Source organism: Pseudomonas sp. HP_01, from assembly GCF_055284355.1.
The window spans coordinates 117,673-144,033 of sequence record NZ_JBTOPV010000023.1 but is presented as its reverse complement, the minus strand read 5'-3'; the positions used below and the strand labels follow the sequence as shown (position 1 = coordinate 144,033).

Genomic DNA, 26,361 nt, shown 5'->3' with positions numbered 1-26,361 from the left:
CCTTTTTATTGTTATCGGAAGATTGCGATTCCTGCAGGAGCGCGGTTCCCCGCGAACGGGATCTGTCAGTGGCAAATGCGCTGACTGATACAACGCCTTCGCGGGCAAGCGCGCTCCTACACGTTAAGTGTCGCGCCTGAGAAGTGGGTCTAGACATGGGCCACCTGTGCACTCCCCGTTGCCAGATCGATGATCCGTTCCTGGGAAATCTCGTGCCCGGAGTGACCACCCACTTCGGCCACCAACTCACCTTCGCGCATGATCAGCACGCGATCGCAGGTGCCGATGATTTCCGGCAGCTCGCTGGAGATCACCACAATGCCGACGCCGGCCTTGGCCAGTTCGTTGATGATTCGGTAGATCTCGGACTTCGAGCCGATGTCCACGCCGCGGGTGGGCTCGTCGAGAATCAGCACATGGGGCTTGACCTCCAGCAGCCGCGCCAGCAGCACCTTTTGCTGATTGCCGCCGGACAGCGCGCCGACGTTGACCTTGCCCGACGCCACGCGAATCGACAGCGAACGAATCGCCTCGATTGCCCGCTGCGCGCCACGGCCGCGATCCAGCACGCCGCCGGTGTGGGCGTCGGGGACGCAGGCACAGACGTTGATGTTGTCGCGCACGCTCATGTCCAGAAACAGGCCCTGGGCCTTGCGATCTTCGGTCAGGTAAACCACCCCCGCTCGGATGGCGTCGGTGGGGTTGCGCAGATCAGTGATCGCCTTCCCGGCCACTTCGAGGGTGCCGGAGATACGTGAGTCGGCAGCGAAGATCAGACGCGCCAGTTCGGTGCGCCCTGCCCCGACCAACCCGGCGATGCCCAGCACTTCGCCCGCATGGAGATCAAAGCTGCAAGGCTTGACGCGCTTGCCATCGGCCATATCGCGCACGCGCATCACCACCGCGCCGGGGTCGTAGGCGGCATGTTCTTTCTTGTAGAAACCGGAGAGGTCGCGGCCGACCATCATCTTCACCAGCGCCTCGGCCGACAGCGCGTCGCGCTCCAGCATGCCGACGTACTCGCCGTCGCGCAGCACCGACACTCGGTCCGACAACTCGTAGATTTCGGCCATGCGATGGCTGATGTAGATGATCGCCAGGCCCTGATCACGCAGCTGTTTGATCAGCGCAAACAGGCGATCGGTCTCCCGGGACGACAGCGGCGTGGTCGGCTCGTCCATCACCAGGATTTTCGCATTGGCGTGCAGCGCCCGGGCAATCTCCACCAGTTGCCGCTCGGCAATGGACAGCACGCTGACCTTGGTTGAGGGTTTGAAATCGGCGCCCAGTCGCACCAGCACGTCAACGCAACCGGCTTCCATCGCCTTGCGGTCGATGCTCCAGCCACGGCGCAATTCGCGGCCCAGATAAATATTCTCGGCGACGCTGAGGTTGGGGCAGAGGCTCAGTTCCTGATAGATCACCGCGATGCCGCGCGCTTTGGCAGACAACGGGTCGAACGCGTTCAGGGTCTGTCCGTCGATGCGGATCTCGCCACCGGCATCGGCCTGATAGGCACCGGACAGAATCTTCATCAGAGTCGACTTGCCCGCGCCGTTCTCGCCCATCAGGGCATGAACTTCACCGGCGTACACCTTGAGGGCCACATTTTTCAGCACGCGCAGGCCGTTGAAGGTCTTGGAAATGGCGGTCATTTCCAGCACGGGCTGGGGAGAATCGGAGAGGACGGCAGCACTCATGACCGAGCAGCCGATGAATCAGAAAGGACAAGCGCGGACAGCACACGCGGCAATCGAGCAGACGAGCTGATCATGTGAATCTCCGAGGTTTCTTGTTTTTATGCCTGGGCCACCTCTTTTGCGGGTGGCACTCGGGAATTGCTTTGAAATATTTCGGAACAGCTGGATCCTAGACCAGCTGAATCGATTCACGCAAGCGCTTGCTTTGTTTTTTACGGTTTGGGTTATGCATCGCGAGGTTTGGCGTCTTACCGGCTGAAGCCGGTCCTACTAAAAAACGCGCGGTGTTTCAGCAGGACCGGCTTCAGCCGGCAAGAAATCGTGGTGATCACCCTTGGTTTGGTGATCATCAGCCCGCTCAGGCGAGAACCTCCAGGCCGTGCTTCTGAACGATGCTCAGCAGCTTCAACCCCATGCCACCGGGACGCTTGGACCCGGCTTCCCACTGTTTGATCGTGGAGGTACTGGTGTTCAGATAGCGGGCAAATACGGGCTGACTGACATGACTTTGCTCGCGAATGGCTCTGATCTGTGCCGGGTCTATGTCAGCCGGGACCTCGGCGATGCAGTGCTGATCAAACTCGCGCATCGTTGCTTTATCGATGGCACCTATATCCAGCAGAGCACTGGCGGACTCGTGCACAGAGGCCAACGCTTCGCTCTCAATTCTTTTCTTCATGACAGATCTCCGTGAAATCCTGTCGATCCAGCAGCATTTGTAATGCCTGCAATCCTAACACTGAGTGGTATACGAGGTCGTCAGTAGGACCGGCTTCAGCCGGGAAGAGGCCGGTGAAGTCACCCTTAATTCTGCGGTGTGCTGCTGCCGCCTTCCCTGCTGAAGCGGTCCTGCCAAGTGCCGCGGAGGTCAGCCCTGCGCCGCCACAAACCCACATCAATGCACATCGCTCGTCGAGGTGAGACGTTTCAGCCTGAATTTGCGGTAGCATTGCTGGCATTTCGATGACGGCCTGAATCAGGAAGCCTTATGTCCAGAATTTCCCACTCCGCTTTGCGTCGCAAATTCCGTGAGCAGCTGGCTTCGCAGCACTGCGTCGAGACGGCTTCAGTGTTCGATCCCATGTCGGCGCGCATTGCGGCGGATCTGGGCTTCGAGGTCGGCATTCTGGGGGGGTCGGTGGCGTCGCTGCAGGTGCTGGCAGCACCGGATTTTGCGTTGATTACCCTGAGCGAGTTCGTCGAGCAGGCCACCCGTATCGGTCGTGTCGCGCAGCTGCCGTTCATTGCCGACGCCGACCACGGCTACGGCAACGCCCTGAACGTCATGCGCACCGTGGAAGAACTGGAGCGCGCCGGCGTGGCGGCGCTGACCATCGAAGACACCTTGCTGCCGGCGCAATTCGGGCGCAAATCCACGGACCTGGTCTCCATCGAAGAAGGCATCGGCAAGGTCAAGGCGGCGCTTGAAGCCCGAGTCGACCCGGAACTGACGATCGTCGCCCGGACCAACGCCGGCGTGCTGCCGGTCCAGGACATCATCGAACGCACCCTGGCCTACGAAAAGGCCGGCGCCGACGGCATCTGCATCGTCGGCATCAAGGACTTCGAGCACCTGGAGCAGATTTCGGAAAAGCTCAGCGTCCCGCTGATGCTGGTGACCTACGGCAACCCGGAACTCAATGACCGCCAGCGCCTGGCCGATCTGGGCGTGCGGGTGGTGGTCGCCGGTCACGCGGCGTACTTCGCCGCGATCAAGGCCACCTACGACAGCCTCCGCGCCCAACGTCAGGTCACCCACAGCACCTCGAACCACAGCGCCACCGAACTGACCCACACCTACACGTTCCCGGAAAATTACGTGGCCTGGGCCAAGGATTTCATGGACGTGAAGGAGTAAGGCCTTGGCGTGACGCCTGAATGCGTCACGCGTTCTGCAGAGTGACATCGGTGGAGTACGCAGGTCAGTCCTCAGACCGCGGCCCCTGTAGGAGCGCGCTTGCCCGCGAATGCAATGGTTCAGTACCGAAGGGGCCACTGACACAACCCGTCCGACACCAGCCCCTTAGTCTTTTTTCACCGGTCCGGCCAGGTAGGTCTGCTCGGTCACCGGCTCAAGCCAGTCCACCGGTTTGCCGTCCAGCGCTTCGTTGACCGCGACGTGTTGCATGGCGGTGATGTCGGTCGCGCCGTGCCAGTGACGACGGCCGCAATTGCACCAGATCAGATCGCCCGGGCGGATTTCGGTTTTCGGCCCGCCTTCGCACTGGGTCCAGCCGACGCCGTCGGTGACCAGCAGGATCTGGCCCAGCGGGTGGGTGTGCCAGTTAGTGCGCGCGCCCGGCTGGAAATTCACGATGGCCAGGCCGACCCGCGCCGGTGCCGGCGCGTTGAAAATCCGGTCGATGCGCACGTCACCGGTGAACCAGTCTGCCGGGCCCTTGATGGCCTCGGCCGAGCCGGCGCGGTGGATTTGCATGTCTTCAGCAGATAAATCAGTTGAGCTCATAGCGACCTCCAGAAAATGTGCAAGCAGCGTAACAAGGGCGCATTGCCGACAGTATCCGTAGAATGCTTCGATCAGAATGAAGGAGCGCTTGGCAATGGCGGATTACAAACTCGATGATCTGGCCGTGTTCGTTGCAGTGGGCCGCGAGGGCAATTTCACCCGCGCCGCCGCCGCGCTGGGCATCTCACCCTCCGCCGTCGGCCAGACCATGCGCCTGCTTGAGGAGCGTCTCGGCGTTCGCCTGCTCACCCGCACCACCCGCAGCGTGACCCGCACCGAGGCCGGCGAGCAGTTATTCAAGGGACTGGCGCCGCTGCTGGACGGCATCGAGGAACAGATCAACGCCGCCATCGAGCACAGCGCGCGGCCTTCCGGCACGGTCCGCATCACCGCCGACGAATTCGCCGCACGTTACGTGCTTTGGCCCCGCCTCAAACCCTTGCTCGACCTATACCCTGACATGACCATCGAGCTGGTCACCGACTACGGCCTGACCGACATCGTTGCCCAGCGCATCGATGCCGGCGTGCGCCTGGGTGACACCCTCGCGGCGGACATGATCGCTGCGCCGATCGCCCCGCCGTTGCGGCTGATGACCGTGGCGTCCCCCGATTACCTCGCGAGACACGCCACACCGCAGGTGCCGGAAGACCTGCCCCGCCATCGCTGCATCAACCTGCGCCTGCCGACCCACGGCGCGCTGTATCAATGGGAGTACGCCAAAGACGGCCGTGATATCCGCGTGCGCGTCGACGGCCCGTTGATCATGAACAGCGTGTTTCAGATTCTGCAGGTTTGCCTGGACGGCATCGGTCTGGCGCAGCTTCCCGAGGGCCTGGTGGCCGGGCATATCGAGCAGGGCGAACTCGTGGAGGTACTCGCGGACTGGTGCGAGCCGTTCGTGGGCTACCACCTTTACTACCCCAGCCGGCGCCAGCACACGGCGGCGTTTCGCGTGGTGCTGGAGGCGCTGCGGATCAATCCGCTGGCGTGAGAAGACGGGTCAGAAAAAAAGGGTTCAGAAGTCGAAGCTGAACTGATCCTGAGAACTCAGATCGATCGTCCGCGAGATCACGAACGGCAGGATCGCGTCGGCAATCGGCTGCAGCTGTTTGCTGATGTAGTGGTCGTAGTCGATGGCCGCCGTGCGCACTTCCAGCGGCTCGGGTCCGGCCACGGTGATCACGTAGCTGATCCAGCCGCCATTCTGGTACTGCAACGGCCGACCCTGCTGGCGGTTGTACTCATCGGCCAGCCGCGCAGCGCGCACATGGGGCGGCACGTTGCGTTCGTAATCGTCGAGGGCCCGGCGCAGGCGCTTGCGATAGATCAGCTGCCCGTCGAGCTCCCCGGCCAGGGTTCGGCCCACGTACTCACGAATGTATTCCTGAAAGGGCTGACGCTGGAAAATCCGCAAGTAGAGTTCCTGCTGAAAGGTCCGGGCCAGCGGTGACCAGTCGGTGCGCACCACCTCCAGCCCCTTGTAAACCATTTCGTCTTCGCCGTTGGCGCGGGTCACCAAGCCTGCGTAGCGCTTTTTGCTGCCCTCCTCCGCGCCGCGAATGGTCGGCATGAGGAAGCGCTTGAAGTGGGTTTCGAATTGCAGCTCAAGCGCACTCTCCAGCCCATATTCCTCCTTCACATGAGCACGCCACCAATCGTTGACCTGCCGGACCAGCGCGCTGCCGATCTGTGCCGCGTCTTCCTGCTCGTGGGCTTTTTTCAGCCAGACAAAGGTCGAGTCGGTATCGCCGTAAATCACTTCATAGCCCTGTGCTTCGATCAGCATCCGCGTCTGGTGCATGATCGCGTGCCCGCGCAGGGTGATCGACGATGCCAGCCGCGTGTCGAAGAACCGGCAGCCGCTGGAACCCAGCACGCCGTAGAAGGCGTTCATGATGATTTTCAGGGCCTGGGACAGTGGCGCATTACGCTCGCGCTTGGCCACTTCGCGCCCTTCGGCCACCCGCGAGACGATGGCCGGCAGACAGTGCCGGGTCCGGGAAAAACGCGCGCCGCGGAAGCCTTCCACCGACTCACTGTCGTCGGGATGCTTGAGGCCTTCGATCAAGCCCACGGGGTCAATCAGGAACGTGCGGATGATTGACGGATACAGGCTTTTGTAATCAAGGACCAACACCGATTCGTACAGCCCGGGCCGTGAGTCCATGACGAAACCGCCGGGGCTGGCTTCCGGCATGCGCTCGCCCAGGTTCGGCGCTACGAAGCCCTGGCGGTGCATCAGCGGGATGTACAAATGCTCGAACGCGGCCACCGAGCCGCCGCTTCGATCCACCGGCAGGCCGGTCACCGTGGCGCGTTCGAGGAGGAAGGTCAGCAGCTCGGTCTTGGCAAAAATCTGCGTGACCAGCTCGCAGTCCTTGAGGTTGTAACGCGCCAGCGCCGGCTTGTCCTCGGCGAACATGCGGTTGATCTCGTCCATGCGCTGGTACGGGTTGTCGATGGCCTTGCCTTCGCCCAGCAGCGTTTGCGACACGTTTTCCAGACTGAACGAGGGAAAGCTCCAGGTCGCCGAACGCAGAGCCTCGATACCATCGATGATCAGCCGCCCGGCCGCCGCCGCGAAAAAGTGATTGTTGCGCGCGCCGTGTTCGCGCCAGGTCATCACCTCGCCGCCGCGACCCAGGCGCAGCGGCACATTCAAGCGCCGCGAGTGCTCGTGCAGCACGCGCAAATCGAACTGCACCACGTTCCAGCCGATGATCCCGTCCGGGTCATGGCGGGCCATCCATTCGTTGAGTTTCTCCAGCAGCGCGACGCGGGTGTCGCAGTACTCGAGCTTGAAATTCACCTGGGCGTCATCGCCGTTGGCCGGGCCGAGCATGTACACCTGACGCTCGCCGCAGCCGTGCAGGCCGATGCAATACAGCTCGCCGCGCTCGGTGGTTTCGATGTCCAGGGACACCAGTTTCAGGGTCGGTCGATAATTTGGATCAGGCCTGAGTTGCGCGTCCTGCAACAGGCCACTGGCGTCTGGCCGCCCGCCGAATTGCACCGGCGCGGTGATGAAACGCTCCATCAGGTAACGCTCGGGCGGGCGGATATCGGCTTCGTAGACGTCGACGCTGGCTTTGCGCAGATCGCTTTCCAGGTTCATCAGATGTCGATGTTGCCGCGTGTAAAGCCCAAGCACCGGACGGTGGCGGAAATCACACAGTTCCAGCGGCTTGAGCTCGACATGGCGCTCGTTGCGCAACACGGCTTCGGCGCGTTCGCGGTGCTGCGCCGGGATAAACGCGACAGAAGTTTGGTACGGCAGGCGCACCTGACGCGGCCCCTCATCGGTGGCCAGCCAGAATTCCACCTCGGTGCCGGCGTCCGTATCACGCCAATGCCGGGTCAGGACGAAGCCCTGCTGTAAATCCACCGCTGCAACCTCGTCGCTTTTTATCCGGGTCCGGATTCTACTTATTTCAGACGTGGATTCTACGGTGAATGCCACGGGAAAGCGCGGCGCGGTGCGCCGACACTGCAAAGCGTGATTAGTGCCTCCAATCCGTAAATATCTTGACGTCAATAAACGGTTTTGTGGCATCATGCCAGCACGACATGCCGGTCATGTCTGGACACACATCAGTCACCATCAAAGGGATTTGACCCATGCTTTTACGCACTGCCCGCCATTGTCTCGCCCTCGTTTTGCTGTTCGCCACACTCTCCGGCTGCTCCAGCTTCGTTCAGAAGCCCATCGACCTCGACGCCCAATTCTGGAATGACAAGAGTCCGGTCATTGGCGTTGCCCTGAGCCCGCTGCCGCCGCCGCAACTGGCACTGATCGGCAACCAGGGTCTGCTGGAGCTGGCGATAAATAAAGGGATCAACAGCAAATTGAGCGATCAGGTCAGCGCATGGGAGTTGCACGACCTGGAGACCCTGCCTGACGAGGTGGTCGCCAGCCTCAAAGCCAAGGGCCTTAACGCCAAGCGCATTCCTGACCTGATCGACCTGACGAAATTCAAGGAAACGGAAAAGCGCGAAGGCTACCTGGCGCGCAACATCAGCGAACTGCAGAGCCGTTACGGCGTTGATCGCGTGCTGCTGATCTCCTACACCGCAACCGGTGCGTTCCGCAGCTATTACAGTGTGGTGCCTACCAGCGTCCCGACGCCACAAGTGGGCGGCATCGGCATGCTGGTGGACCCTAAAGACAGCCGCCTGGTCTGGTACAAGCCTTTCGCGGTCGTCCAGCCTGCCCAGGGTGAATGGGATCAGCCGGGTTACAGCAATCTTTCCAACGCTTTCTATCAGGCCGTCGACGGTAGCCGTCAGCAAGTGCTGTCAGCGTTCAACAAATGAGCCCGAAGTACCTCCTGGCCGCGCTCGGCTTGAGCCTGGCGCTGGCCGGCTGCGCTCAGTCTTCAGCACCTTCGCGCAGCTTTAATGACCCGCTGGCGCTGCGCTATATCAACGATCACGGCGTCTTGGTTGATGTGCAAGTGCCGGCCAAAGATCTGGTCACGGCGTCAATGATCATCGACGCCAAGACTGCTCTGACGGCTCAGCAGACCAGCCAGAACGTTGTCAACGCGGCTCGCGGCACCGGCCTCGCCGGACTGCTGGTCGTCAGCGCGCTGAGCACGCAGATGGGCAGCGCCACGCTGGAGCGCAATGCGCGCGATGAGGCCCGCAAAGACGCTCAGCCCATGGCCGCGCTGATCGGCGGTCAGCCTCTGGACACCCGCTTGCAGGCTCGGTACCGCCAGGCCAGCATCGGTGCCGGACTGCGGCCCGCGACCAATGCGATTGCAGGTCGTTTGCTCATCCGCCCCAACATCATCCTGGAAGCGGACCGGGGCAGCTTTCGCCTGTTCAATGAAGTCGAATTGCAAGACATCGCCGGCTCTGCGCTGTACCACGCTCGCATCGAGGTCATCAGTCAGTCCTTCCGACGCTGCGGAGTGGGATGTGTGGACGACGGAGAGCTTGACCTTAACAAGGTCATGGAGGTGCTGGATGGATGCATTGACGAGTCGATGAAGGTGCTCGCCCAGGATATCCAGACTCAAGGTGTGGCGGGAAAGGAGCAGACCCTGCGCTACGTGCTCAACGGCCAGCGTCATGTCGAGCGCGGCCAACTGCTGTCTTCCACTGACGGCTACACCCGCTATCGAAGCCTGGACGGCGCAGTGCGTTCAGCGCCCGTCCAACTGGAAGGCACCCACAACGTCCCTCTCCTCCAACAAATCGCTGGCGCGCCCGCTGTGCAACCATGATCTGCGCACCTTAGGGAAGATCCGATCCCCGCTCCGCATTCCACGGCGCATGCCATCGGAGGGCGCAGCGGCGGCAAGAATGCGCTGCGTCAGGGAACGGATTTTGGCGATCCGGGCGGTGCGAACGGATCGAGGAACTGATGGCCCGACGACCTATCCTGCGGGAACGATGTGGTTCCTCTGGACATCACAACAACTCGACCATCATCTGAGGGATCCAGCATGCACGTTCGACGTACCGCTCTGACCGCTTCCATCCTCGCCGCGCTGTTCAGCGGCGGCTTTTTTGCCGGGGGCGCCTATGCCGCCGACGTTTCTCCCGAGCCATTGTTGAAAAAGGCCGAGGCCGAGCAGAAACCCTATCTCGCCACCGTCAAGCAATTGGTCGACATCGACACCGGGACCGGCCAGGCGCCCGGTCTGAAAATGGTCAGCGCGGTGCTGGTCGAACGCCTCAAGGCTCTGGGCGCAACGGTGGAAACCACGCCAGCGACGCCGTCGGCGGGCGATAACATCGTCGGCACCCTGAAGGGCACGGGCAGCAAATCCTTTCTGCTGATGATCCATTACGACACCGTGTTCGGTCCGGGTACCGCCGCCAAGCGACCGTTCCGCGTCGACGGCGAGCATGCGTATGGCCCTGGTGTCGCCGATGCCAAAGGTGGCGTGGCCATGGTGCTGCATACCCTGAAGCTGCTGGAAGACGAGAAATTCAAGGACTTCGGCACCATCACCGTACTGTTCAATCCTGACGAAGAAACGGGCTCCGCCGGCTCGAAAAAACTGATCGCCGAACTGGCCCGCAAGCACGACTACGTGTTCTCGTTCGAGCCACCGGACAAGGACGCCGTGACGGTCGCCACCAACGGCATCAACGGCGTGTTCGTCGACGTCAAAGGCAAGTCCTCCCACGCCGGTTCTGCGCCGGAAGCCGGGCGCAACGCCGCCATGGAACTGGCCCACCAACTGGTGCAGCTCAAGGACCTGGGTGACGCGGCCAAGGGCACAACGGTGAACTGGACGCTGATCAAAGGCGGCGAGAAACGCAACATCATCCCCTCCAGCGCCGCGGCCGAAGGCGACATGCGCTACTCCGACCTGAGCGAATCCGACCGCGTGCTGGCCGACGGACAGCGCATCGTTCAGGGCAAAATGATCGACGGCACCGACGTCACCTTCCGCCTCGACAAAGGCCGCCCCCCACTGGCCAAAAACCCAGCGACCGACGACCTCGCGAAAACGGCGCAAGCGATCTACGCCAAAACCGGCCGCGCCCTCGAACCCATCGCCATGCGCTTCGGCACCGACGCCGGCTATGCCTACGTCCCAAACAGCCAGAAACCCGCCGTCCTCGAAACCATGGGCGTCGTCGGCGCCGGCCTCCACGCCGACGACGAATACATCGACCTCACCAGCATCGCCCCGAGGCTCTACCTGACCGCGGCGATGATCATGGAATTGTCCGGGAAATAGAGCGGGGCTGACGCTCCTCAGGGCTTACTGAAAAGCCAGTTCCGGTGGGACGCGGAGCGTCAGAGGCGGCATTACCACGCGGAGCGTGGGAACGATCAGGCATAGGACCGCAAGATTGATGGTGCCCAAACCGGCCCCTTCCCGGCTAAAGCCGGTCCCACTAACAGCAGCGCGTGCAGCCTGTGTGATTGGCTCGGACTGTAGGACCGGCTTCAGCCGGGAAGCTTTTGATCTTGATCTGCTTTTGATCTTGATCTGCTTTTGACCTTGATCTGCTTTTGATCTTCATACGCAAAAAGCCCAGTCACCGCCAATCGCGACTTGGGTGCAGGCCGAACGCAGACGACGCGCAGTGGGTCGAGCCGCATGGATGCGGCGAGAGCGCCGTCAGGACATGGATGTCCGTTCGGCGCGGGCCCACGGAGCGTCGTCGGAGTGAGGGTATCCCGACGGAGGAGGGACCTAACCAGGAGCAGGCACTTTTGCTTACTTTTGGTGCTTCTCAAAAGTAAGTCGCCGAAGGCGAAACAGTCTGCCCCCAGGCAGACGCTCTTGATCTTGATCTCGCTCTTGACGTTAAAACCCTCAACCGCGAAGCGCGCCTACAACGCCCGCCACAATCCGGTCCACCTCATCCCCATCAATCACCAACGGCGGCAACAGCCGAATCGTCTGCCCCCGCGTCACATTGATCAACACCCCATACTCCTGCGCTGCCACCAGACACACATCCCGAATCGGCCGCCTCAACTCAACCCCGATCATCAACCCCATCCCCCGCACCTGCGCCACATCAGCGTGCCCCGCCAGCCCGGCGTGCAACCCCGCCAGCAGCCGCTCACCCTGCAACGCCGCATTACGCAACAGCCCCTCCCCCTCAACGATGTCCAGCACCGTACAACCCACCCGACACGCCAACGGATTACCGCCAAACGTACTGCCATGACTGCCCGGCGTGAACAACCGCGCCACCGCCGCCGTCGCCAGACACGCACCGATGGGAATGCCATTGCCCAACGCCTTCGCCAGCGTCATCACATCCGGCACGATCCCCTCATGCTCAAACGCAAACCAGCGCCCGGTCCGGCCAATGCCGGTCTGGATCTCGTCGAGCATCATCAGCCAGCCGTTTTGAGTGCAATGGACGCGAAGGGCCTTCAGATAACCCGGCGGCGGCAACGCCACACCACCCTCCCCCTGAATCGGCTCGACCAGCACGGCGACAATCCGCTCGCCATACAGCTTCGTCGCACCCTCAACAGCGGCCATGTCGCCAAACGCCACCTTCACGAACTCACCCGACATCGGCTGATAACCCAGCCGTGCGGCGCCGTTATCACTGGCCGACAATGTGCCGAGGGTGCGGCCGTGAAAGGCGTTATCCATGACCAGCACCAGCGGATGCTCGATGCCCTTGGCCCAGCCATACAAACGCGCCAGCTTGAGCGCTGTTTCGTTGGCCTCGGCGCCGGAATTGTTGAAAAACACCTGTTCCAGACCTGACAGCCGGGTCAGCCGTTGCGCCAGTTTCTGCTGCCAGTCGATGCGGTAATGGTTAGACGTGTGCAAGAGCAACCCGGCCTGATCGCTGATCGCCGCGACAATCTGAGGATGGCTGTGGCCGACGTTGGTCACCGCAACACCCGCGACGGCGTCCAGATACTGACGGCCACTGTCATCCCACAGCCGCGCGCCTTCGCCACGAATGAAGCTCAAGGGCATCGGTTTGTAAGTGTTCATCAGGCAGGCGGCGGTCATGTCGGTGGCTCCATCACGGGTAAGTGGAGCCAGTATCGTTAGCCCGTTCTGATGTATAAAGACCGCTATCCTTCGATCACTTTAAAGCAGGGCTTGATAATGGACGTGTTTCTGGCAATGACGGTGTTCGTCAAAGTGGTGGAAGGCGGCAGCATGACCGCAGCCGCGCGCCAGTGCGAAATGTCGACAACCATGGTCGGCAATCACCTGAAAGCCCTGGAGCAACGCCTCGGCGTCAGCCTGTTGCAGCGCACCACGCGTCGGCAGAATCTGACCGAGTTCGGCCTGGAATACTACCGGCGTTGCGTCGAAGTACTCGGGCTGGTCAACGACTCCGAACGCATGGCCGAACAGGCCCAGACCGAGCCCAGCGGCATGCTGCGTGTCACCGCGCCGCCGGCCTTCGGCGCCGAACGCCTGGCGCCGCTGCTCAGCGATTTCGTCCAGCGTTACCCGGAGATCAAAGTGGAGGTGGTACTCAGCAACCAGACGATGGACCTGATCGAGCACGGTTTCGACGCCGCCATTCGCCTCGGCACCCCGGAGTCATCGGCCTTGATCGCCCGGCCGCTGCAGGACTACACCCTGACGATCTGCGCGGCGCCCTCATACCTGAAACGCCGGGGCACGCCGAAGACCGCCGATGATCTGCGTGACCACGACTGCCTCGCGTTCGCCTATCCGGCCGGTGACGACTGGCGTGCGGCCGAAAAACTGTGGCGCCTGACCGGGCCCGACGGGTTGATGGAAGTGCCGGTGTCGGGCTCGATGATCGTCAACAGCACGCCGGCGCTGCGCCAGGCCGTCCTTGCCGGAATGGGCGTGTCGATGCTGCCTGACGTGCTGATCAGCGAGGACATCGCCAGCGGGAAGCTCGTGCCGCTCCTGCAGGATTACCAACCGCCCAGCCGCACGCTGTGGCTAATGTATCCCCAGGACCGCTACCGCCTGCCCAAGGTGCGGCAGTTCGTTGAACACGCGTTGCGCGCCTGGGGCAAATGAGCCGTCACGTCCAGCCCGCCGTCTATCCGAGCAAACACCGTCAACGGGGCGCGCAGCCCTGGCGTCGTTTAAAGCCTCGGTTCGGACCCCGCGCTTACATCGCGACACAGTCATGAGCCTTTGGTGCGGTTGACGCCGTCGAGGCCAGGGCCAGACTCCAGAAAAGGACTTTCGAGCGACTCATCGCTCAGGCCGCTCCGCTCCCGGAGCTTCATGACACGTCAAGGAATGACACTATGCCCCTCAACTCATCCGCTGCATCCCGCCCGCCCCATCTCGACTGGATGGCGCAGATCCCCGAACTCGCTCGGTTGCGCATCGACCAACTGATCCTCCCCGGCGCCCACAATGCCGGCAGCGACAAGCTCTCCCCCAACGCCGGTATTCCGCAAGAGAAAGCCCAGGACGTCGCGCCCCTGGAACAACTCCGCCAAGGGGTGCGCGCGCTGGATTTGCGCGTGGCGTTTTATTCAAAGTACGAAAAGGGTGACCCGCGGCGATTCCAGCTGTTCCACCTGACCTCGTCGGGGCGCACGGTCGCCGGGGACATTCTCGCGTGCGTCGACGCGTTCTATCAGGAGCTTGAGCAAAATGGCTCCCCCGCCCGGGAACTGGTCATCCTGGACTTTCACCAGTTCAAGGATTTCACCGAGGTCACGCACCGGGAATTTCAGAGCCTGCTGACGAAAAGCCTCGGCCCAAGAGCCGTGCCTCGGTCTTTGCACAAGCTGACCCTGGAAGGGATCTGGCGGGATCATCCGGGCAAGAATCTCGTGCTCTCCTACAACCGTGCTTCGGTTGACGAGCTGTTGTGGCCCGGGGTCAAGCAGCGCTGGCCGGGGGAGACCCTGTTCAACACCAACACCCTGAAGGCGTTCGTCAATGAAGTTGCGGTGGAAAACAAACCGGAGTTCAGCCTGACCGCCATCCAGTGCGCGAAATACTCACTGCCGCTGCACGCGCCCAGTGACTTGAGCCTGAAGATCGATCAGTGGTTTGCGTCGACGGATGAAAACAGCTTCATCCAGAATTTCTACATCATCAACACCGACTGGACCCTGCGCAGTTCACTGATCGCTCATTGCCGTCACGCGAACGCTGTGCGTGCGGGTTTCCACCTGCGCAGTCCCGATCTGCCGCTGCAACCCAGGCGGCGAACCGCCCGCAACGGGTGATCAGCAACGCGTAATCAGACCCTGTCGGGCAACGCGGATCAGTTGGTGAATCACCGCCTCTGCGCGCTCGGCCGTGGGCGCCTGAATCACCGCCAGATCAAACTGGTCGTTGCCGAAGCGCTCAAGGGCGTCGTTGGTTTCGATGAACTGAATGAGAAAGGCGTGCGGGCCGCCCTGGCGACGCGGCCAGCCGTCGAGATAACGCAGGAGCGTCGGCTGGTGGGCACCGCCCAGAAGGATTTGCGGATTACGACGATTGAACTGGCTGGCTATGGGGGCCAGACGGACGAGGGGACGCGGGTGGGAATGACGGCTCATAGTGTCGTTTTCTCTGCCTCATTGATCCGCTGGGCAGCGGTGAGAGGCAACACCGAACCAGCGCTTTAGCGGAATTTCGATGACGAATGACCGTCATCAGGCGCCCCGCAAGTAGCTGTTTAAATCGGCGCATGAACGGCATCCTAGAGAAGCGGCGTGGGCATTGTCAATCGGCGGATCCTGTCGTTTGTTGCTTGAACCGAACGCAAAAAAATCCCGGCGTCCTGAGAGGCCGGGATTTTTTGACCGGATAAATCAGCGGCGTGCGATCAATCGGTCCAGGGACAGGCGACCGGCGCCTTCGAACAGCACCGCCACCGCACCGGCGATCAATGCCAGACCGAACTCATAACCGTTGTTGGCCATGAACAAGCCGTTGTGGATGTGCACCGAGAGAATCGCTACCACCAGCATCACGATCACCACCAGGGCTGCAGGTCGTGCCAGCAGACCAAGGAACAGCGCTAGGCCGCCGAAGAATTCCGCGCTGCCCGACATCAGCGCCATCAGGTAACCAGGGTTCAGGCCCAGGCTGGCCATGTACTGGCCGGTGCCTTCCAGGCCGTAGCCGCCGAACATGCCGAACAGCTTCTGGCTGCCGTGGGCCATGAGGATGATGCCAATGAGGATCCGCAGGCCGGTGATGCCGAAACCGGCGTGGGTGTTGAAGATCGATTTGAGTTGAGCATTCATGGCGGGCATTCCGTTTCAGTTGAGAATGGCGCCATCTTAATCGTTTCTATGAATATGAAAATCGCAAAAAACGCGCCATACATATCGAATCAATAGATCTATCAGCGAGTCGCAGGACGCTCCAGTGAACTGCGTGCCTGATCGAACGCCAGGTAGTACTTGTTGACGCTGTTGACGTAGCTCACGACGTTCTTGCCGCCCTGGTCCATGGCGACGCGCTCCACCTGGAAAAACCACTGGTTCGGGTTGAGCCCCTGGCGCTTCGCTTCCGCGCGCATGGCCTGCACGCGCTCCGGGCCAAGGTTATAGGCCGCCAGGGTGAAGGCCATGCGCTCGCGCTCGTTGATTTTCGGGCTGGCGAAAAACTTGCGCCGCAGCAGCGCCATGTACTTGCTTGCCGCCTGCACGTTACCGTCGAGGTCGTGAATGTTGTCGACGCCGACGCGCTGGGCAGCCGACGGCGTGATCTGCAGCAAGCCTGTGGCGCCACTGCCGCCCTTGGCGACCGGGTTGAGCGCCGACTCCTTGAAGGCCACGGCGGCGAGGTCGAGCCAGTCCATCTTCTGTTTGTCGGCATGCAGTTGCAATGTGGGGCGAAGTTTCTCCAGGCGTTGACGGTCTTCGCGGGCGAGCGGATTGTGGATCTGGTAGCGGTCCTTGTAGGCGGCCTGGAAGACGGCATCCTGGTTGCGCGGTGGTTCGTAGGTTTGCAGGAAACGGTCAACGGCGCCGCGCAATACCACGGCGTCCTTGCGCACGAACCAGTTCATGTCACCCGGATCGCTCAAGGCAGCAGCGCGATCGATGCGCAGTTTCGGCATCACCCTTGCCCAGCGTTCGGCGATGGGTTGCTCGACCACGGTCAGGTGATACACCCCGGCCTGAACCATTTCCAGGACGTCCTCCACCGCCAGGCTCGGATCAACCCATTCGATCTTCACCGGGGGCAGCTTGCGCAGCGCCAGCTTCTGGTTGAGCTCGAGGATGGCTTCATCGGCGGCGCTGCCGCTGGTCAGCATCAGTGTGCGGCCGGAGAGCTGTTCGGGATGCCGGAGCCCGCGCTCACCCTTGACGCCCACCACCACCAGCGGCACCTGGGCGACTACCGGTTCAGACGCGTCAACGTAATGCGCGGCGCTGGCGTCGAGCAGTTCGCCCGGCGCAACCATGTCGCCCTCGCCCCGCTGCAGCGCGGCCAGGAGTTGATCCTTGGCTTTGGGAATGAGTTTGAGGGAGATTTTCTGGCCGTCCCGGGCGTGGCTGTTGAGGTAGGTTTCGAACGCCTCCAGGCGACGGCACTCGACGCCCACCGGCTCGCCCTGTACTTCGGCGGAGCTGTTGCGGCTCTGATTGACCAGCACCCGCAGGACTTTGCCGCTGCGAATCGCCGGCAGGTCGCGGACCTGATTCTTCTTTATCACCACGGGCGGCCCTGCGGGGCGCGGGGACGCGTGGCCGGGCACGGCCATGACACACATCAGGGAAAACAGGGACGCGCGGATCATTGACGCTCCGACGAAAGGCCGAAAAAGACGGGCTTGAAGTCTGCGTCGCGCACATGACCGGCTCGCAGCGGACAGCGCGGCGTGCGTCAACAAAGCGGGATCACAGGGTTCGGGTATTCCAAGCAGTTGAGCCTGCTTGTTTTTTATCGCTTCAATCGCTCTGTTATTCTTCTCGGCCTCTGGCCTGAGGTAGCACCATGCAACTAATAGACATTGGCGTCAACTTGACCAACCCCAGCTTCGCCGCCCGCGAAGGCGAGGTGGTGGAGCGCGCATACGCCGCCGGCGTCGGCCAGTTGATCCTCACGGGCACCGACGTCGAGGGCAGCGAACAGGCCCTTGCTTTGTCCCGCCAGCTTGATGACAGCGCCGAGCGGTTGTTCAGCACCGCCGGCATTCATCCGCATTCGGCAAGCGCCTGGACGGGCGAAACGGAAAGCCAGCTGAGGGCACTGCTGCGTGAAAAGACGGTCTGCGCCGTGGGTGAATGCGGGCTGGATTTCAATCGCGACTTCTCCCCTCGCCCGCAGCAGGAAAAGGTCCTGGAAGCGCATCTGGCCCTGGCCGTGGAGCTGCAACTGCCGGTGTTTCTCCATGAGCGCGATGCCGACGAGCGACTGCTCGCCATTCTGCGGGACTACCGCGACCAGCTCCCGGCGGCAGTGGTGCATTGCTTCACCGGGGAAAAACGCGCGCTGTTCAACTATCTGGACCTGGACCTGCACATCGGCATCACCGGCTGGATCTGCGACGAACGCCGGGGCACACACCTGCACCCTTTGGTCCGCGAGATCCCGCGTGGCCGTTTGATGCTGGAAAGCGACGCGCCGTATCTGCTGCCCCGCACCTTGCGGCCCAAACCGAAGAACGGCCGCAACGAACCGGCCTACTTGCCCGAGGTCCTGCGAGAAGTGGCGCTGCATCGAGGGGAGAGCCCGGCGGATGTCGCGGCCCACACCACCGATTGTGCGCGCGCGTTCTTTTCATTGCCGTTGGTTGCGGCGTTCGCTCAACAGTCGTAAAACCGCCGCCTGGCATAGATTTCCCGGCCGCACGGATACCAACTGTAGGAGCGCGCTTGCCCGCGAACGCGGTGGGTCAGCTGACATATTCGTGACTGTCCCACCGCATTCGTGGGCAAGCGCGCTCCTACAAGACCGTTGGGCCATCTGTCTTCTATCAGGCTGATAGCAATCCTCGATTCGCCGAAGTGAATCTCCGGGCCTATTCTCACCTCAATCGAAAACACTTCTTGTTAACGTTTCACCGAGGTAAGCGTCATGCCCAAGTTCATCACGGATCTTCACATCGGCGAATTCTTCCACCCATCGCGCAAGCAAGGCCTGCCGTCAAATGTCGTGATGTCGTCCCTGGCGTTCCCGCTGGCCATCGTCTCCGGCCTGTTGCTTCTGGACGGCGCATTCAACGGCAGCCTGACCTCCGCCGCCATCGGCGTGCTGGGTCTGGTCGCTGCCCAGGCCATCAAAGCCCGAGGCCAATAAGGCCTCAGGCTTTTGGCAGGTTCATAACGGCATCACGTGAGCACGTGTCAGTGAACTCGCAGCATGCGCATCTAATCAGCCAAAGACCGTCACTGTCTGGCGACTGATCGCTACCAGCTCCCCTTTCGGCGTCCACAACGCCGCCGCGGTATGACCGTAGCCATCGCGGGCATGCTCGATCACCGCTCGGTACTGGGTCCAGTCATGGGTCGTCAGCGCGGGCAACGGGTGCACAAATTCAATCGTCCAGGTCAATGAGCTCCCCGGTGCCGGCTTGTTCAGATGCGGCAGCACCGCAGGCGGCCAAGTGTCGACCAGTGCCAGCAGATGCGCTTCGGTCAAGGGTTCTTCTTCCACGTCACGCAAGCGCGCATAGCCGCCAATCGCACCGGATGGCGTGTTGGAAAACGGCAGTCCGCCCAACGCCCAGCGCAGATCGATGAAGCGCAGATATTCCGGCATGACACCCGAGACAAACGGGAACGGCTGAATCTCGTCCACCGGCTTGAAGACTGGCGCAGGCTCGGCCTGCACGGAAATCATCGACTCACGGGGCGCGCCGAAGCTGCCCTGAATCAGCGTCACGACCTCACCGTTCTGTATTGCCCGCCCCAAGACCTGGCTGACGGCCTTGCCCTCGCGCAGGATCTCCACTTCAAACGAAATCGGCGTGTCGATGGTCGGCGGCGCCACAAAACAGATCGCCAGCGAGCGAACCGGCCGCTCAGTCGACACCTTCGCGCGCATCGCTTCATACATCAGCGCGGCCATCAGCCCGCCGAAGCAGGCACGCCCCTGGGCCCACGATGCAGGGATGCTGATGGATTGAGGGCGGGTGCGGACGGCGTCGAGCAGCTCGGAGAATTTCATGGGCATTCCAGAGTGGCAGGCAGGATGTGCGAATGGTAGCGAGGCAGCTGCCGCAGGACAGGGTTTATAAGCGCCAATCCTGCGGACCAAGCTGTTTAAAAGCGACGGAGCTCGACGCCCCTGAGGACTGAACCGCCTTAGCGCGGAGAATGTTTGCCGAAGCAGGCCTTGTACAAGCGCTCCAGGACCTGGTCCGACTTCTGCTCCGCGCGATGGATGCCCAATTCCCACCCGGCCACACAAGGCGCCAGATCCGCTTGATGCCGCGCCTGTTCCAGCCATTGCAGGTGATCGTGCCAATCGCCAAGGGCGCCTTGGGCCGCTTTCAACCGGCGTTGCATGTTCTTCGGCTGATGACTGAGTTCCGGGTAGGCTTCGCCTGCGTAACGCACGCGCTTGATCAACAGGCGCAGGCGATGCCGGTCGTGGGCAGGGTCGCCCATGGCTTCTCGCAATTGCTTCCACTGCTTGTCCAGACGCTTTTCAATGCGCTGCTTCAGCTTGTCGAGCAGGCCGTGACGCTCCTGGGTGCGCAACAGGGCCGGCAATTGATCCAGCACGCCGAACAGCCGATTGAGCTCCGCAGAGCTGGCCACTTTCGGGCACGCGGTCTTGAGGTATTGATCGCGCTTGGCTGCCGCCTGGGGCAGACCCTGTTCATCGAGAAACGCCGCCAGCACCTGCATGTCGCGCAACGGCGTGGTCAGCGCACCGACCTCCTTCGCCGCCCCTTCCACCTGATCCAGCCCCGGCAGACCGCGCAATGGCCGCAAGACACTGCGCAGGCGGCGGACATTGGTGCGCAGATCGTGCAGCGCCTCGCTGTCGGTGGAGACTTCCAGCCGCGCGTGGCAGGCAAGCAGTTTGATGTTGAGGCCGATAATCTCGGCGACCAGGTGATCGACCATCGCTGACATGAAGCACTCCTTGGTTGAAGATGAATGTCTGATGATTTACGGCCGCTTGCCCCTCACGGCGGACAAGCGCCACGGCAGGCTGCGGCGCAGGGACTTCAGGCGCTGGCGAAGTGCACCGACGGAGCCGTCTGCCCCGGCATAGCGCTGGGCTTCGAACTCGCCGACAAAATCCCTGATCGCCCCGGCGTGCGCCGGCAGTTGCTCGGCAGCACGTTGCGCGAAGGCCTGAGCGCCTTCACCCGGTTGACGTTTAAGACCTTGCCGGGCGAGCAGACGTTCGAAATGGTTGAACAGGCGCAGCTGCGAATCGCTTTCACGGCGCCACGGCTTGAACAGCCACAGCGCCAGCAGCCCCAGAATAACTGCCGCGCCACCGGCAAACACCGGCGCCTGAAAGCCGGAAAACCAGCGGCCCAGGACCTGCAGTTGCTGCTGACCCTGATAGCCCAGCACCCAGCGTTGCCAGCCGTAATTGAGGTTGTCCCAGCCCATGCGGATCGAATTGACCCAGGCCAGGTGCCGATAGCGCAGGGCTGACATCGGCGAATCGCCGAGAAATTCCTCGTCCGCCGCCAGCGCCTGTTCAAGTCCCTGCTCGACCCGCGCGGGCGCCACCGCGGCGGTGGGATCGACGCTGCGCCAACCCACATTCGGTTGCCAGTATTCGACCCAGGCGTGGGCATCGAACTGGCGCACCGTCAGGTAGTTGCCGTCCGGGTTGAGCTCGCCACCCTGATAACCGGCAACCACCCGCGCCGGCACGCCCGCCGCCCGCAGCGCAAAGGTCATGGCCCCGGCGTAATGGGCACAGAACCCGGCACGGCTGCCGAACAGAAAGTCATCGATGCTGTTGGCGCCCAGCGTCGGGGGCTTGAGGGTGTAGCGGAACGGCTGCGAGGTGAAGTACGACAGCAGCGCGTCCACCACGTCGTCGGTCCCGGGATGGCGCCGATGCAGGTCCGCCGCCCATTCGCGCACCTGGGGATTGCCTTTGGCCGGCAGTTGCAGCGCCTGCAACCGGGCGCCGTCGCTGAGCACGGTCTCGCGCACGGCGTCAGGCCAGGACTGAACGCTGTAGAGCATCGATTGCTCGACCGGTCGCCGCCGCTGCCAGCGGAAGTCGCTCATCTGGCGCACGCCGGCCAGATCGGTCTGGCCCACGTCGAGGGTGATGAGCCACGGCTTGCCGGTGGGTTCCAGGACCACGCTGTAGCCTACCCGCTCGCCTTCCCGGCGCCACAACGGCGCGTCCAGCACTTGCGCCCGCGACGACTGCGACCAGCGTCTGCCGTCGAACTGCTCCAGGGTCAGCGCGCGCCAGTACAGCTGATTGCGCGGCGGCAGCGGGCCGTCAAAACTTGCGCGAAACACCAGCTCCGCGGACTTGCTCAGCTCGGCGATGTCCCCCGGCGCCATACTGTCCGACAGACCGGTCAGCGCCTTGTTGCTCGGTTGCGGCAACGACCACAGCGGATCGAGGCGTGGAAAGAACAGAAACAACAGGATCATCAGCGGCACGGCCTGCAACAGCAGTTTGGCCGAAAGTTTGAGCGTGGCCGCCGGCTTGCTGGAGATGCCGGACTGCTGCAGGCCGATCAGCGCGGCCAGCAGCGTGGTGATCGGCAGCAGAGTGAACAGCCCCCAGAGCAGCGAGTCTTCGAACAGATAGCCGACCGCGATGCAGAAGAAGCCGAGGAAGATCAGCACCAGCGCATCGCGTCGGTTCTGCATTTCCAGCATCTTCAGGATGAACGCGGCGATCAGCAGCGCAGCCCCCGCATCCAGGCCAATCAAACTGCCCCGCGCCAGATAAATGCCCCCGGCGGTGCCGACCAGCAGACCCGATTTGATCCAGGTACCGGGCATTCGCACCCGCATGCGAAAGATCTGAATCCGCCAGAACGAACACACCAGCCACAGCACGATCAACGCCACCGGCACGTGCAAGGCGAAAGGGACGATCACCAGCGCCTGGGCGATCAGCAGCCAGTTGAGGCTGACCCGGGGGATCGGTTTGGCCAGGCTTGAGGAGGTCATCGCGCCGCGCCTTTCATGCCCGTACTCCATACAGCGCCAACTCGCGCAAACAGGCTTCGCGGTGGGCATCTCCGCTGTCCACGGCCGAGATGAAACCGGGCAGGCGCAACGCGAAGGGTTGCTGCCGCTGGGACAATTCCAGCACCCAGTAGCACAAGCGCGACAGCCGCTCTTCGATATCCCCGCCCAGGGCCATGAAGTCCAGACACAGATCATGGCCGCTGAGGTCGCTGAACTCTTTGACCATCAACCCCTGCCCTCGCGACCAGGCTTTCCAGTGCATGCGCCGCATCGAATCGCCCGGCTGCCACAGGCGCAGGCCCTGATAATCATCGACGCCCGGCCCCGTCGTCGCGTGGCCGTCGTCCTCGGCATGGGGTTGCACGCCTTGCAGCAGCGGCATCGTGCCGGCCAGCGGTTGCGGGTAGATCAGCACGGTCTGTTCCAGATCCAGCCAGCTCCAGGCGCGAAAAATACCCAGAGGGAACACGCTCTCCACGCGCAAACGCGGCGCCCGCATCCAGCCGCGTTTAAGCGCCGGCAGGGTCAGGCCGACTTCAACCAGACGCTCGGCTTCAACGTCGGTCTGCTCCAGTTGTTCGCTGTCCCAACCCAAGGCAATCGCCTGATGGCCATGGCCGGTGCTTTCCAGCCGCAGGCGCAGTTGCACCGGTTCGCCAACGAACACCGAACGCGCGTGGCCGCCGCTCAGCACCAGCCCGCTGATGTTGCGGTAGGTGTGCAGAATGGCGAGGACACCCACCGAGAGCATCAGGAATGTCAGGCCGTAAGCGAGGCTGTTCTGGTAGTTGATCGACACCAACAGCAGCAAAAACAGAATGAGCGCGTACGTGCCGCCGACTCGGGTCGGCAGGATGAAGATTCGGCGGTGATCCAGTTCGACCCGCGACGCTGGGGGAATGCGGCGTCCCACCCAGCGCTGCCAGACCGGTTTGAAGCGTTCGATCACAGCACCGGCACCTCGCGCAGTAGCCACTGGACCAGCGCGCCGCCGCCATGCCCGGTCGGGTCGGTACGTTCGCGCAGGCGGTGGCTGATGACGGCGGGCAGAATCGCCTGCACGTCTTCGGGAATCACGTAGTCGCGTCCGGCCAGTAACGCCCAGGCCCGCGCCGCCGAGAGGATCGCCAGGCTCGCGCGGGGCGACAGGCCATAGGCAAATTGCGGCTGGCTCCGCGTGGCATCGACCAGCCTCAGCACGTAATCGACGAGGGCGTCACTGGCCCGCACCTGTCGAGCCTGCTGCTGGAGCAAAGCGAGTTCGGCGTGATCCAGCAACGGCTCGATGCGCGGCAGCAGATCACGACGGGATTCCCCCAGCAGCAGGGCTTTCTCCGCCGAGCGCGCCGGGTAGCCCAGGGACAGCCGCATGAGAAAGCGGTCCAATTGCGATTCCGGCAGAGCGAAGGTGCCGCCCTGGCTGAACGGGTTCTGGGTGGCGATGACGAAAAACGGATCGGGCAGCAGACGGGTGGCGCCCTCGATGGTGACCTGCCCCTCCTCCATGGCTTCGAGCAGCGCGCTCTGGCTCTTGGGCGTGGCGCGGTTGATTTCGTCGGCCAGCACCAGTTCGGCGAAGATCGGCCCGGGATGGAAAGTGAATTGCCCGGTGTCGCGATCAAAAACGGACGTGCCAAGGATGTCGCCCGGCAGCAGATCGGAGGTGAATTGAATACGCTGAAAGCTCAGGCCCAGCACCCGCGCCAGGGTGTGGCTGAGGGTGGTTTTGCCCATGCCGGGCAAATCTTCGATCAACAGGTGACCGCCGCCCAGCAGGCAGGTCAGCGCCAGGCGAACCTGCGGTTCCTTGCCCAGCACGACTTCGTTGATCGCGTTGAGACACGCATCCAGTTTTCTGCCCATTGGAAGGCCTCCCCAGGCGACTGCTTATGGCTAATAGGACTGCAGAGGATGCCAGACGTGCAGCCACTGTAAGGTCAGCGTAGGCCTTTTCGCTAGAGCGGGAGGGAGGGATTCATCAGGGTGTAGCGAAACAGGACTGTAGGAGTGAGCTTGCTCGCGATTCGCGTTATCTCAGCCAGCTCGATGGCGACTGACAGCATGCTTCGCGAGCAAGCTCACTCCTACAGGGAGACCACTTAATGGCTGCGGACCTTGGAACGATCTCAGCGACCCGCGCGGGACTCACGGATATAGAAACGGGCTTTCTCGGCTTTCTCGGAGCAACCCTCGAACGCTTCGAACTGCTGCTGGGTCTTGGCGCCGGTCAGCAGCGACAGGGCCTTGGAGTAGCTGACCGTGCCGGCGAAACCTTCGGCCTTGGCCAGATCGAGCTCGTGCCAGGCTCCGTCAAGATTGGTGGCGCAGCTGTCGCGGTAGGCCGTTTTGCCGGCGCAGCCGGTGAGAACCAACGCCAACAGGGGCAGGCAGATCCAGGCTTTCATGGGTGTTACCTCAACTAAGGAAATCGACGATGCGGATTTGACGGTGCGGCGATGCAAAAGTGCCACGCCGGGGCGATGCACGATACCTGTTTCCCGCTGTTGGCGTTACGCTGGTGTGTGATGAATCGGCCGCCTCGCGCGCCGCCCGAATGCTGACTACGGTAAACCGCACATGAATAAACGCATCGCGCTGGTCCTGGGCTCCGGGGGCGCCAGGGGTTACGCGCATATCGGCGTCATCGAAGAGCTCGAACATCGCGGCTACGACATCGCCTGCATCGCCGGCTGTTCCATGGGCGCGGTGATCGGCGGGATCTACGCGGCGGGCAAGCTGCCCGAGTACAAGGCGTGGATCGAAAGCCTGGATTACCTGGACGTGTTGCGGCTGGTGGACGTGAGTTTCCGGCTGGGGGCGATTCGCGGCGAGAAGGTGTTCGGCAAGATTCGTGACATCGTCGGCGAGATCAACATCGAGGACCTGCCGATACCCTACACCGCGGTGGCCACGGACCTCACCAATCAGCAGGAAATCTGGTTTCAGGAAGGCAATCTGCATTCGGCGATGCGCGCTTCGGCGGCGATCCCCAGCTTGTTCACCCCGGTGGTTCAGGGCAATCGCACCCTGGTCGATGGCGGGTTGCTGAACCCGTTGCCGATTGTGCCGGTGGTGTCCAGCCATTGCGATTTGATTGTCGCGGTCAATCTCAATTCCACCACCCAGAAGCATTACACGTTGCCCGTGATCGAGCGCCCGCCGGCGGTGAAGAAGCGGTTCGACGGGCTGATGAATTCCATCGGCTCGCACCTGCCGTTCCGCCGCAAGCTGGACCTGACCGGCGAAGACGGGTTGCGCCTGGCGCAGGAAAGTCTCAAGCCCAGCGCCGCCGTGCTGACGGGCAATCCGTGGTTGATGGCTGACATCGAATCCGCCGATCCCCAGGGCCAGCAACCGGCCGCCGCGCCCACCCAGCCCGGCGCCCCGAGATCGGCCAGCGGCTCAAGGATCATCGACAACGTCGGCCCGGCGTCGCTGCTGGACCTGATCAACCAGAGCTTCGAGGTGATGCAGACCTCACTGGCGCAATACAAGATCGCCGGCTACCCGCCCGACATCCTGATCAACGTGCCCAAACGCGTATGCCGGTTCTTCGAATTCTACAAAGCCCCGGAGCTGATCGCGCTCGGGCGGCAGATCGCCAGGGAAACGCTGGATCGGTATGAGCAGGAGCATTAAGGGCATGCCAACACGGTCGTCCGGCGTTTCAGCCAGACCCACTGGATGCA

General features: G+C 62.5%; 25 protein-coding genes. 10 read left to right on the top strand and 15 right to left on the bottom strand.

Annotated features, from left to right (window positions below):
• Nucleotides 1-149 precede the first annotated feature (149 nt).
• From ACYAR8_RS14305 to ACYAR8_RS14295, 3 genes are all read right to left on the bottom strand, one after another.
• On the bottom strand, nt 150-1,700 hold the full coding sequence (locus ACYAR8_RS14305; RefSeq protein WP_463580228.1) for a sugar ABC transporter ATP-binding protein: 1,551 nt from the start codon (nt 1,698-1,700) through the stop codon (nt 150-152).
• Between the two features lie 358 nt (nt 1,701-2,058).
• On the bottom strand, nt 2,059-2,379 hold the full coding sequence (locus tag ACYAR8_RS14300; RefSeq protein WP_108121756.1) for a helix-turn-helix domain-containing protein: 321 nt from the start codon (nt 2,377-2,379) through the stop codon (nt 2,059-2,061).
• Nucleotides 2,363-2,659: a hypothetical protein gene (locus ACYAR8_RS14295; protein ID WP_146175921.1), complete on the bottom strand. Its 297-nt coding sequence runs from the start codon at nt 2,657-2,659 to the stop codon at nt 2,363-2,365. The genes ACYAR8_RS14300 and ACYAR8_RS14295 overlap by 17 nt, the downstream gene beginning before the upstream one ends.
• A gap of 29 nt (nt 2,660-2,688) precedes the next feature.
• Here ACYAR8_RS14295 and ACYAR8_RS14290 point away from each other — a divergent pair, with 29 nt between their 5' ends.
• The gene (locus ACYAR8_RS14290; protein ID WP_265389386.1) at nt 2,689-3,558 is read left to right on the top strand and encodes an isocitrate lyase/PEP mutase family protein; all 870 of its coding nucleotides are present in this window, start codon (nt 2,689-2,691) and stop codon (nt 3,556-3,558) included.
• Nucleotides 3,559-3,723: 165 nt separating this feature from the next.
• Here the strand turns inward: ACYAR8_RS14290 and ACYAR8_RS14285 are convergent, their stop codons facing one another.
• A complete protein-coding gene (locus ACYAR8_RS14285; protein WP_463580227.1) occupies nt 3,724-4,167 on the bottom strand; it encodes a (R)-mandelonitrile lyase in 444 nt (147 codons plus the stop codon).
• 94 nt (nt 4,168-4,261) lie between these two features.
• Here ACYAR8_RS14285 and ACYAR8_RS14280 point away from each other — a divergent pair, with 94 nt between their 5' ends.
• On the top strand, nt 4,262-5,161 hold the full coding sequence (locus ACYAR8_RS14280; RefSeq protein ID WP_463580226.1) for a LysR family transcriptional regulator: 900 nt from the start codon (nt 4,262-4,264) through the stop codon (nt 5,159-5,161).
• Between the two features lie 24 nt (nt 5,162-5,185).
• On the opposite strand, the gene ACYAR8_RS14275 is transcribed toward ACYAR8_RS14280, so the two are convergent.
• A complete protein-coding gene (locus tag ACYAR8_RS14275; RefSeq protein ID WP_463580225.1) occupies nt 5,186-7,555 on the bottom strand; it encodes a DNA polymerase II in 2,370 nt (789 codons plus the stop codon).
• 233 nt (nt 7,556-7,788) lie between these two features.
• Between ACYAR8_RS14275 and ACYAR8_RS14270 the strand changes: the two genes are divergently transcribed.
• From ACYAR8_RS14270 to ACYAR8_RS14260, 3 genes are all read left to right on the top strand, one after another.
• On the top strand, nt 7,789-8,484 hold the full coding sequence (locus tag ACYAR8_RS14270; RefSeq protein WP_463580224.1) for a hypothetical protein: 696 nt from the start codon (nt 7,789-7,791) through the stop codon (nt 8,482-8,484).
• Nucleotides 8,481-9,401: a hypothetical protein gene (locus ACYAR8_RS14265; RefSeq protein ID WP_463580223.1), complete on the top strand. Its 921-nt coding sequence runs from the start codon at nt 8,481-8,483 to the stop codon at nt 9,399-9,401. Before ACYAR8_RS14270 ends, ACYAR8_RS14265 begins: the two co-directional genes overlap by 4 nt.
• A 222-nt stretch (nt 9,402-9,623) precedes the next feature.
• Entirely contained in the window at nt 9,624-10,874 is a 1,251-nt protein-coding gene (locus ACYAR8_RS14260; protein WP_463580222.1) for a M20/M25/M40 family metallo-hydrolase, read from the top strand.
• A 585-nt stretch (nt 10,875-11,459) separates the two neighbouring features.
• Here the strand turns inward: ACYAR8_RS14260 and ACYAR8_RS14255 are convergent.
• Entirely contained in the window at nt 11,460-12,632 is a 1,173-nt protein-coding gene (locus ACYAR8_RS14255; RefSeq protein ID WP_463580221.1) for an acetylornithine/succinylornithine family transaminase, read from the bottom strand.
• 99 nt (nt 12,633-12,731) lie between these two features.
• Here ACYAR8_RS14255 and ACYAR8_RS14250 point away from each other — a divergent pair, with 99 nt between their 5' ends.
• Nucleotides 12,732-13,634 (top strand): LysR family transcriptional regulator, encoded by a 903-nt coding sequence (locus ACYAR8_RS14250; RefSeq protein WP_463580220.1) that lies wholly within the window; start codon nt 12,732-12,734, stop codon nt 13,632-13,634.
• Between the two features lie 236 nt (nt 13,635-13,870).
• Nucleotides 13,871-14,809, top strand: coding sequence for a PI-PLC domain-containing protein (locus tag ACYAR8_RS14245; RefSeq protein WP_463580219.1), 939 nt, complete (start codon nt 13,871-13,873; stop codon nt 14,807-14,809).
• Here the strand turns inward: ACYAR8_RS14245 and ACYAR8_RS14240 are convergent, their stop codons facing one another.
• From ACYAR8_RS14240 to ACYAR8_RS14230, 3 genes are all read right to left on the bottom strand, one after another.
• Complete coding sequence (locus tag ACYAR8_RS14240) at nt 14,810-15,127, bottom strand: class I SAM-dependent methyltransferase (RefSeq protein WP_463580218.1); 318 nt, start codon at nt 15,125-15,127, stop codon at nt 14,810-14,812.
• A 255-nt stretch (nt 15,128-15,382) separates the two neighbouring features.
• Nucleotides 15,383-15,820, bottom strand: coding sequence for a DoxX family protein (locus tag ACYAR8_RS14235; RefSeq protein ID WP_108119793.1), 438 nt, complete (start codon nt 15,818-15,820; stop codon nt 15,383-15,385).
• A gap of 101 nt (nt 15,821-15,921) precedes the next feature.
• Entirely contained in the window at nt 15,922-17,325 is a 1,404-nt protein-coding gene (locus ACYAR8_RS14230) for an MltF family protein (RefSeq protein ID WP_463580217.1), read from the bottom strand.
• A 197-nt stretch (nt 17,326-17,522) separates the two neighbouring features.
• On the opposite strand from ACYAR8_RS14230, the gene ACYAR8_RS14225 reads away from it, so the two are divergent.
• Both ACYAR8_RS14225 and ACYAR8_RS14220 read left to right on the top strand, forming a co-directional pair.
• Complete coding sequence (locus ACYAR8_RS14225) at nt 17,523-18,347, top strand: TatD family hydrolase (protein WP_463580216.1); 825 nt, start codon at nt 17,523-17,525, stop codon at nt 18,345-18,347.
• A 258-nt stretch (nt 18,348-18,605) separates the two neighbouring features.
• The gene (locus tag ACYAR8_RS14220) at nt 18,606-18,827 is read left to right on the top strand and encodes a hypothetical protein (protein ID WP_074884874.1); all 222 of its coding nucleotides are present in this window, start codon (nt 18,606-18,608) and stop codon (nt 18,825-18,827) included.
• Between the two features lie 75 nt (nt 18,828-18,902).
• Here the strand turns inward: ACYAR8_RS14220 and ACYAR8_RS14215 are convergent, their stop codons facing one another.
• The 6 genes from ACYAR8_RS14215 to ACYAR8_RS14190 all read right to left on the bottom strand — a co-directional run bounded on the left by ACYAR8_RS14215 (nt 18,903) and on the right by ACYAR8_RS14190 (nt 25,077).
• Entirely contained in the window at nt 18,903-19,697 is a 795-nt protein-coding gene (locus ACYAR8_RS14215) for an acyl-CoA thioesterase (RefSeq protein WP_463580215.1), read from the bottom strand.
• Nucleotides 19,698-19,834: 137 nt separating this feature from the next.
• Nucleotides 19,835-20,605 (bottom strand): CHAD domain-containing protein, encoded by a 771-nt coding sequence (locus ACYAR8_RS14210; protein ID WP_463580300.1) that lies wholly within the window; start codon nt 20,603-20,605, stop codon nt 19,835-19,837.
• Between the two features lie 45 nt (nt 20,606-20,650).
• Nucleotides 20,651-22,651 (bottom strand): transglutaminase TgpA family protein, encoded by a 2,001-nt coding sequence (locus ACYAR8_RS14205; RefSeq protein ID WP_463580214.1) that lies wholly within the window; start codon nt 22,649-22,651, stop codon nt 20,651-20,653.
• 13 nt (nt 22,652-22,664) lie between these two features.
• The gene (locus tag ACYAR8_RS14200; protein WP_463580213.1) at nt 22,665-23,648 is read right to left on the bottom strand and encodes a DUF58 domain-containing protein; all 984 of its coding nucleotides are present in this window, start codon (nt 23,646-23,648) and stop codon (nt 22,665-22,667) included.
• Nucleotides 23,618-24,535: an AAA family ATPase gene (locus tag ACYAR8_RS14195; RefSeq protein ID WP_122538460.1), complete on the bottom strand. Its 918-nt coding sequence runs from the start codon at nt 24,533-24,535 to the stop codon at nt 23,618-23,620. Before ACYAR8_RS14195 ends, ACYAR8_RS14200 begins: the two co-directional genes overlap by 31 nt.
• 263 nt (nt 24,536-24,798) lie before the next feature.
• Nucleotides 24,799-25,077 carry a hypothetical protein gene (locus ACYAR8_RS14190; protein ID WP_037009450.1) on the bottom strand — a complete coding sequence of 93 codons (279 nt, stop codon included), beginning with the start codon at nt 25,075-25,077 and terminating at the stop codon, nt 24,799-24,801.
• A gap of 172 nt (nt 25,078-25,249) precedes the next feature.
• On the opposite strand from ACYAR8_RS14190, the gene ACYAR8_RS14185 reads away from it, so the two are divergent.
• Complete coding sequence (locus tag ACYAR8_RS14185; RefSeq protein WP_463580212.1) at nt 25,250-26,311, top strand: patatin-like phospholipase family protein; 1,062 nt, start codon at nt 25,250-25,252, stop codon at nt 26,309-26,311.
• Nucleotides 26,312-26,361: the final 50 nt, after the last annotated feature.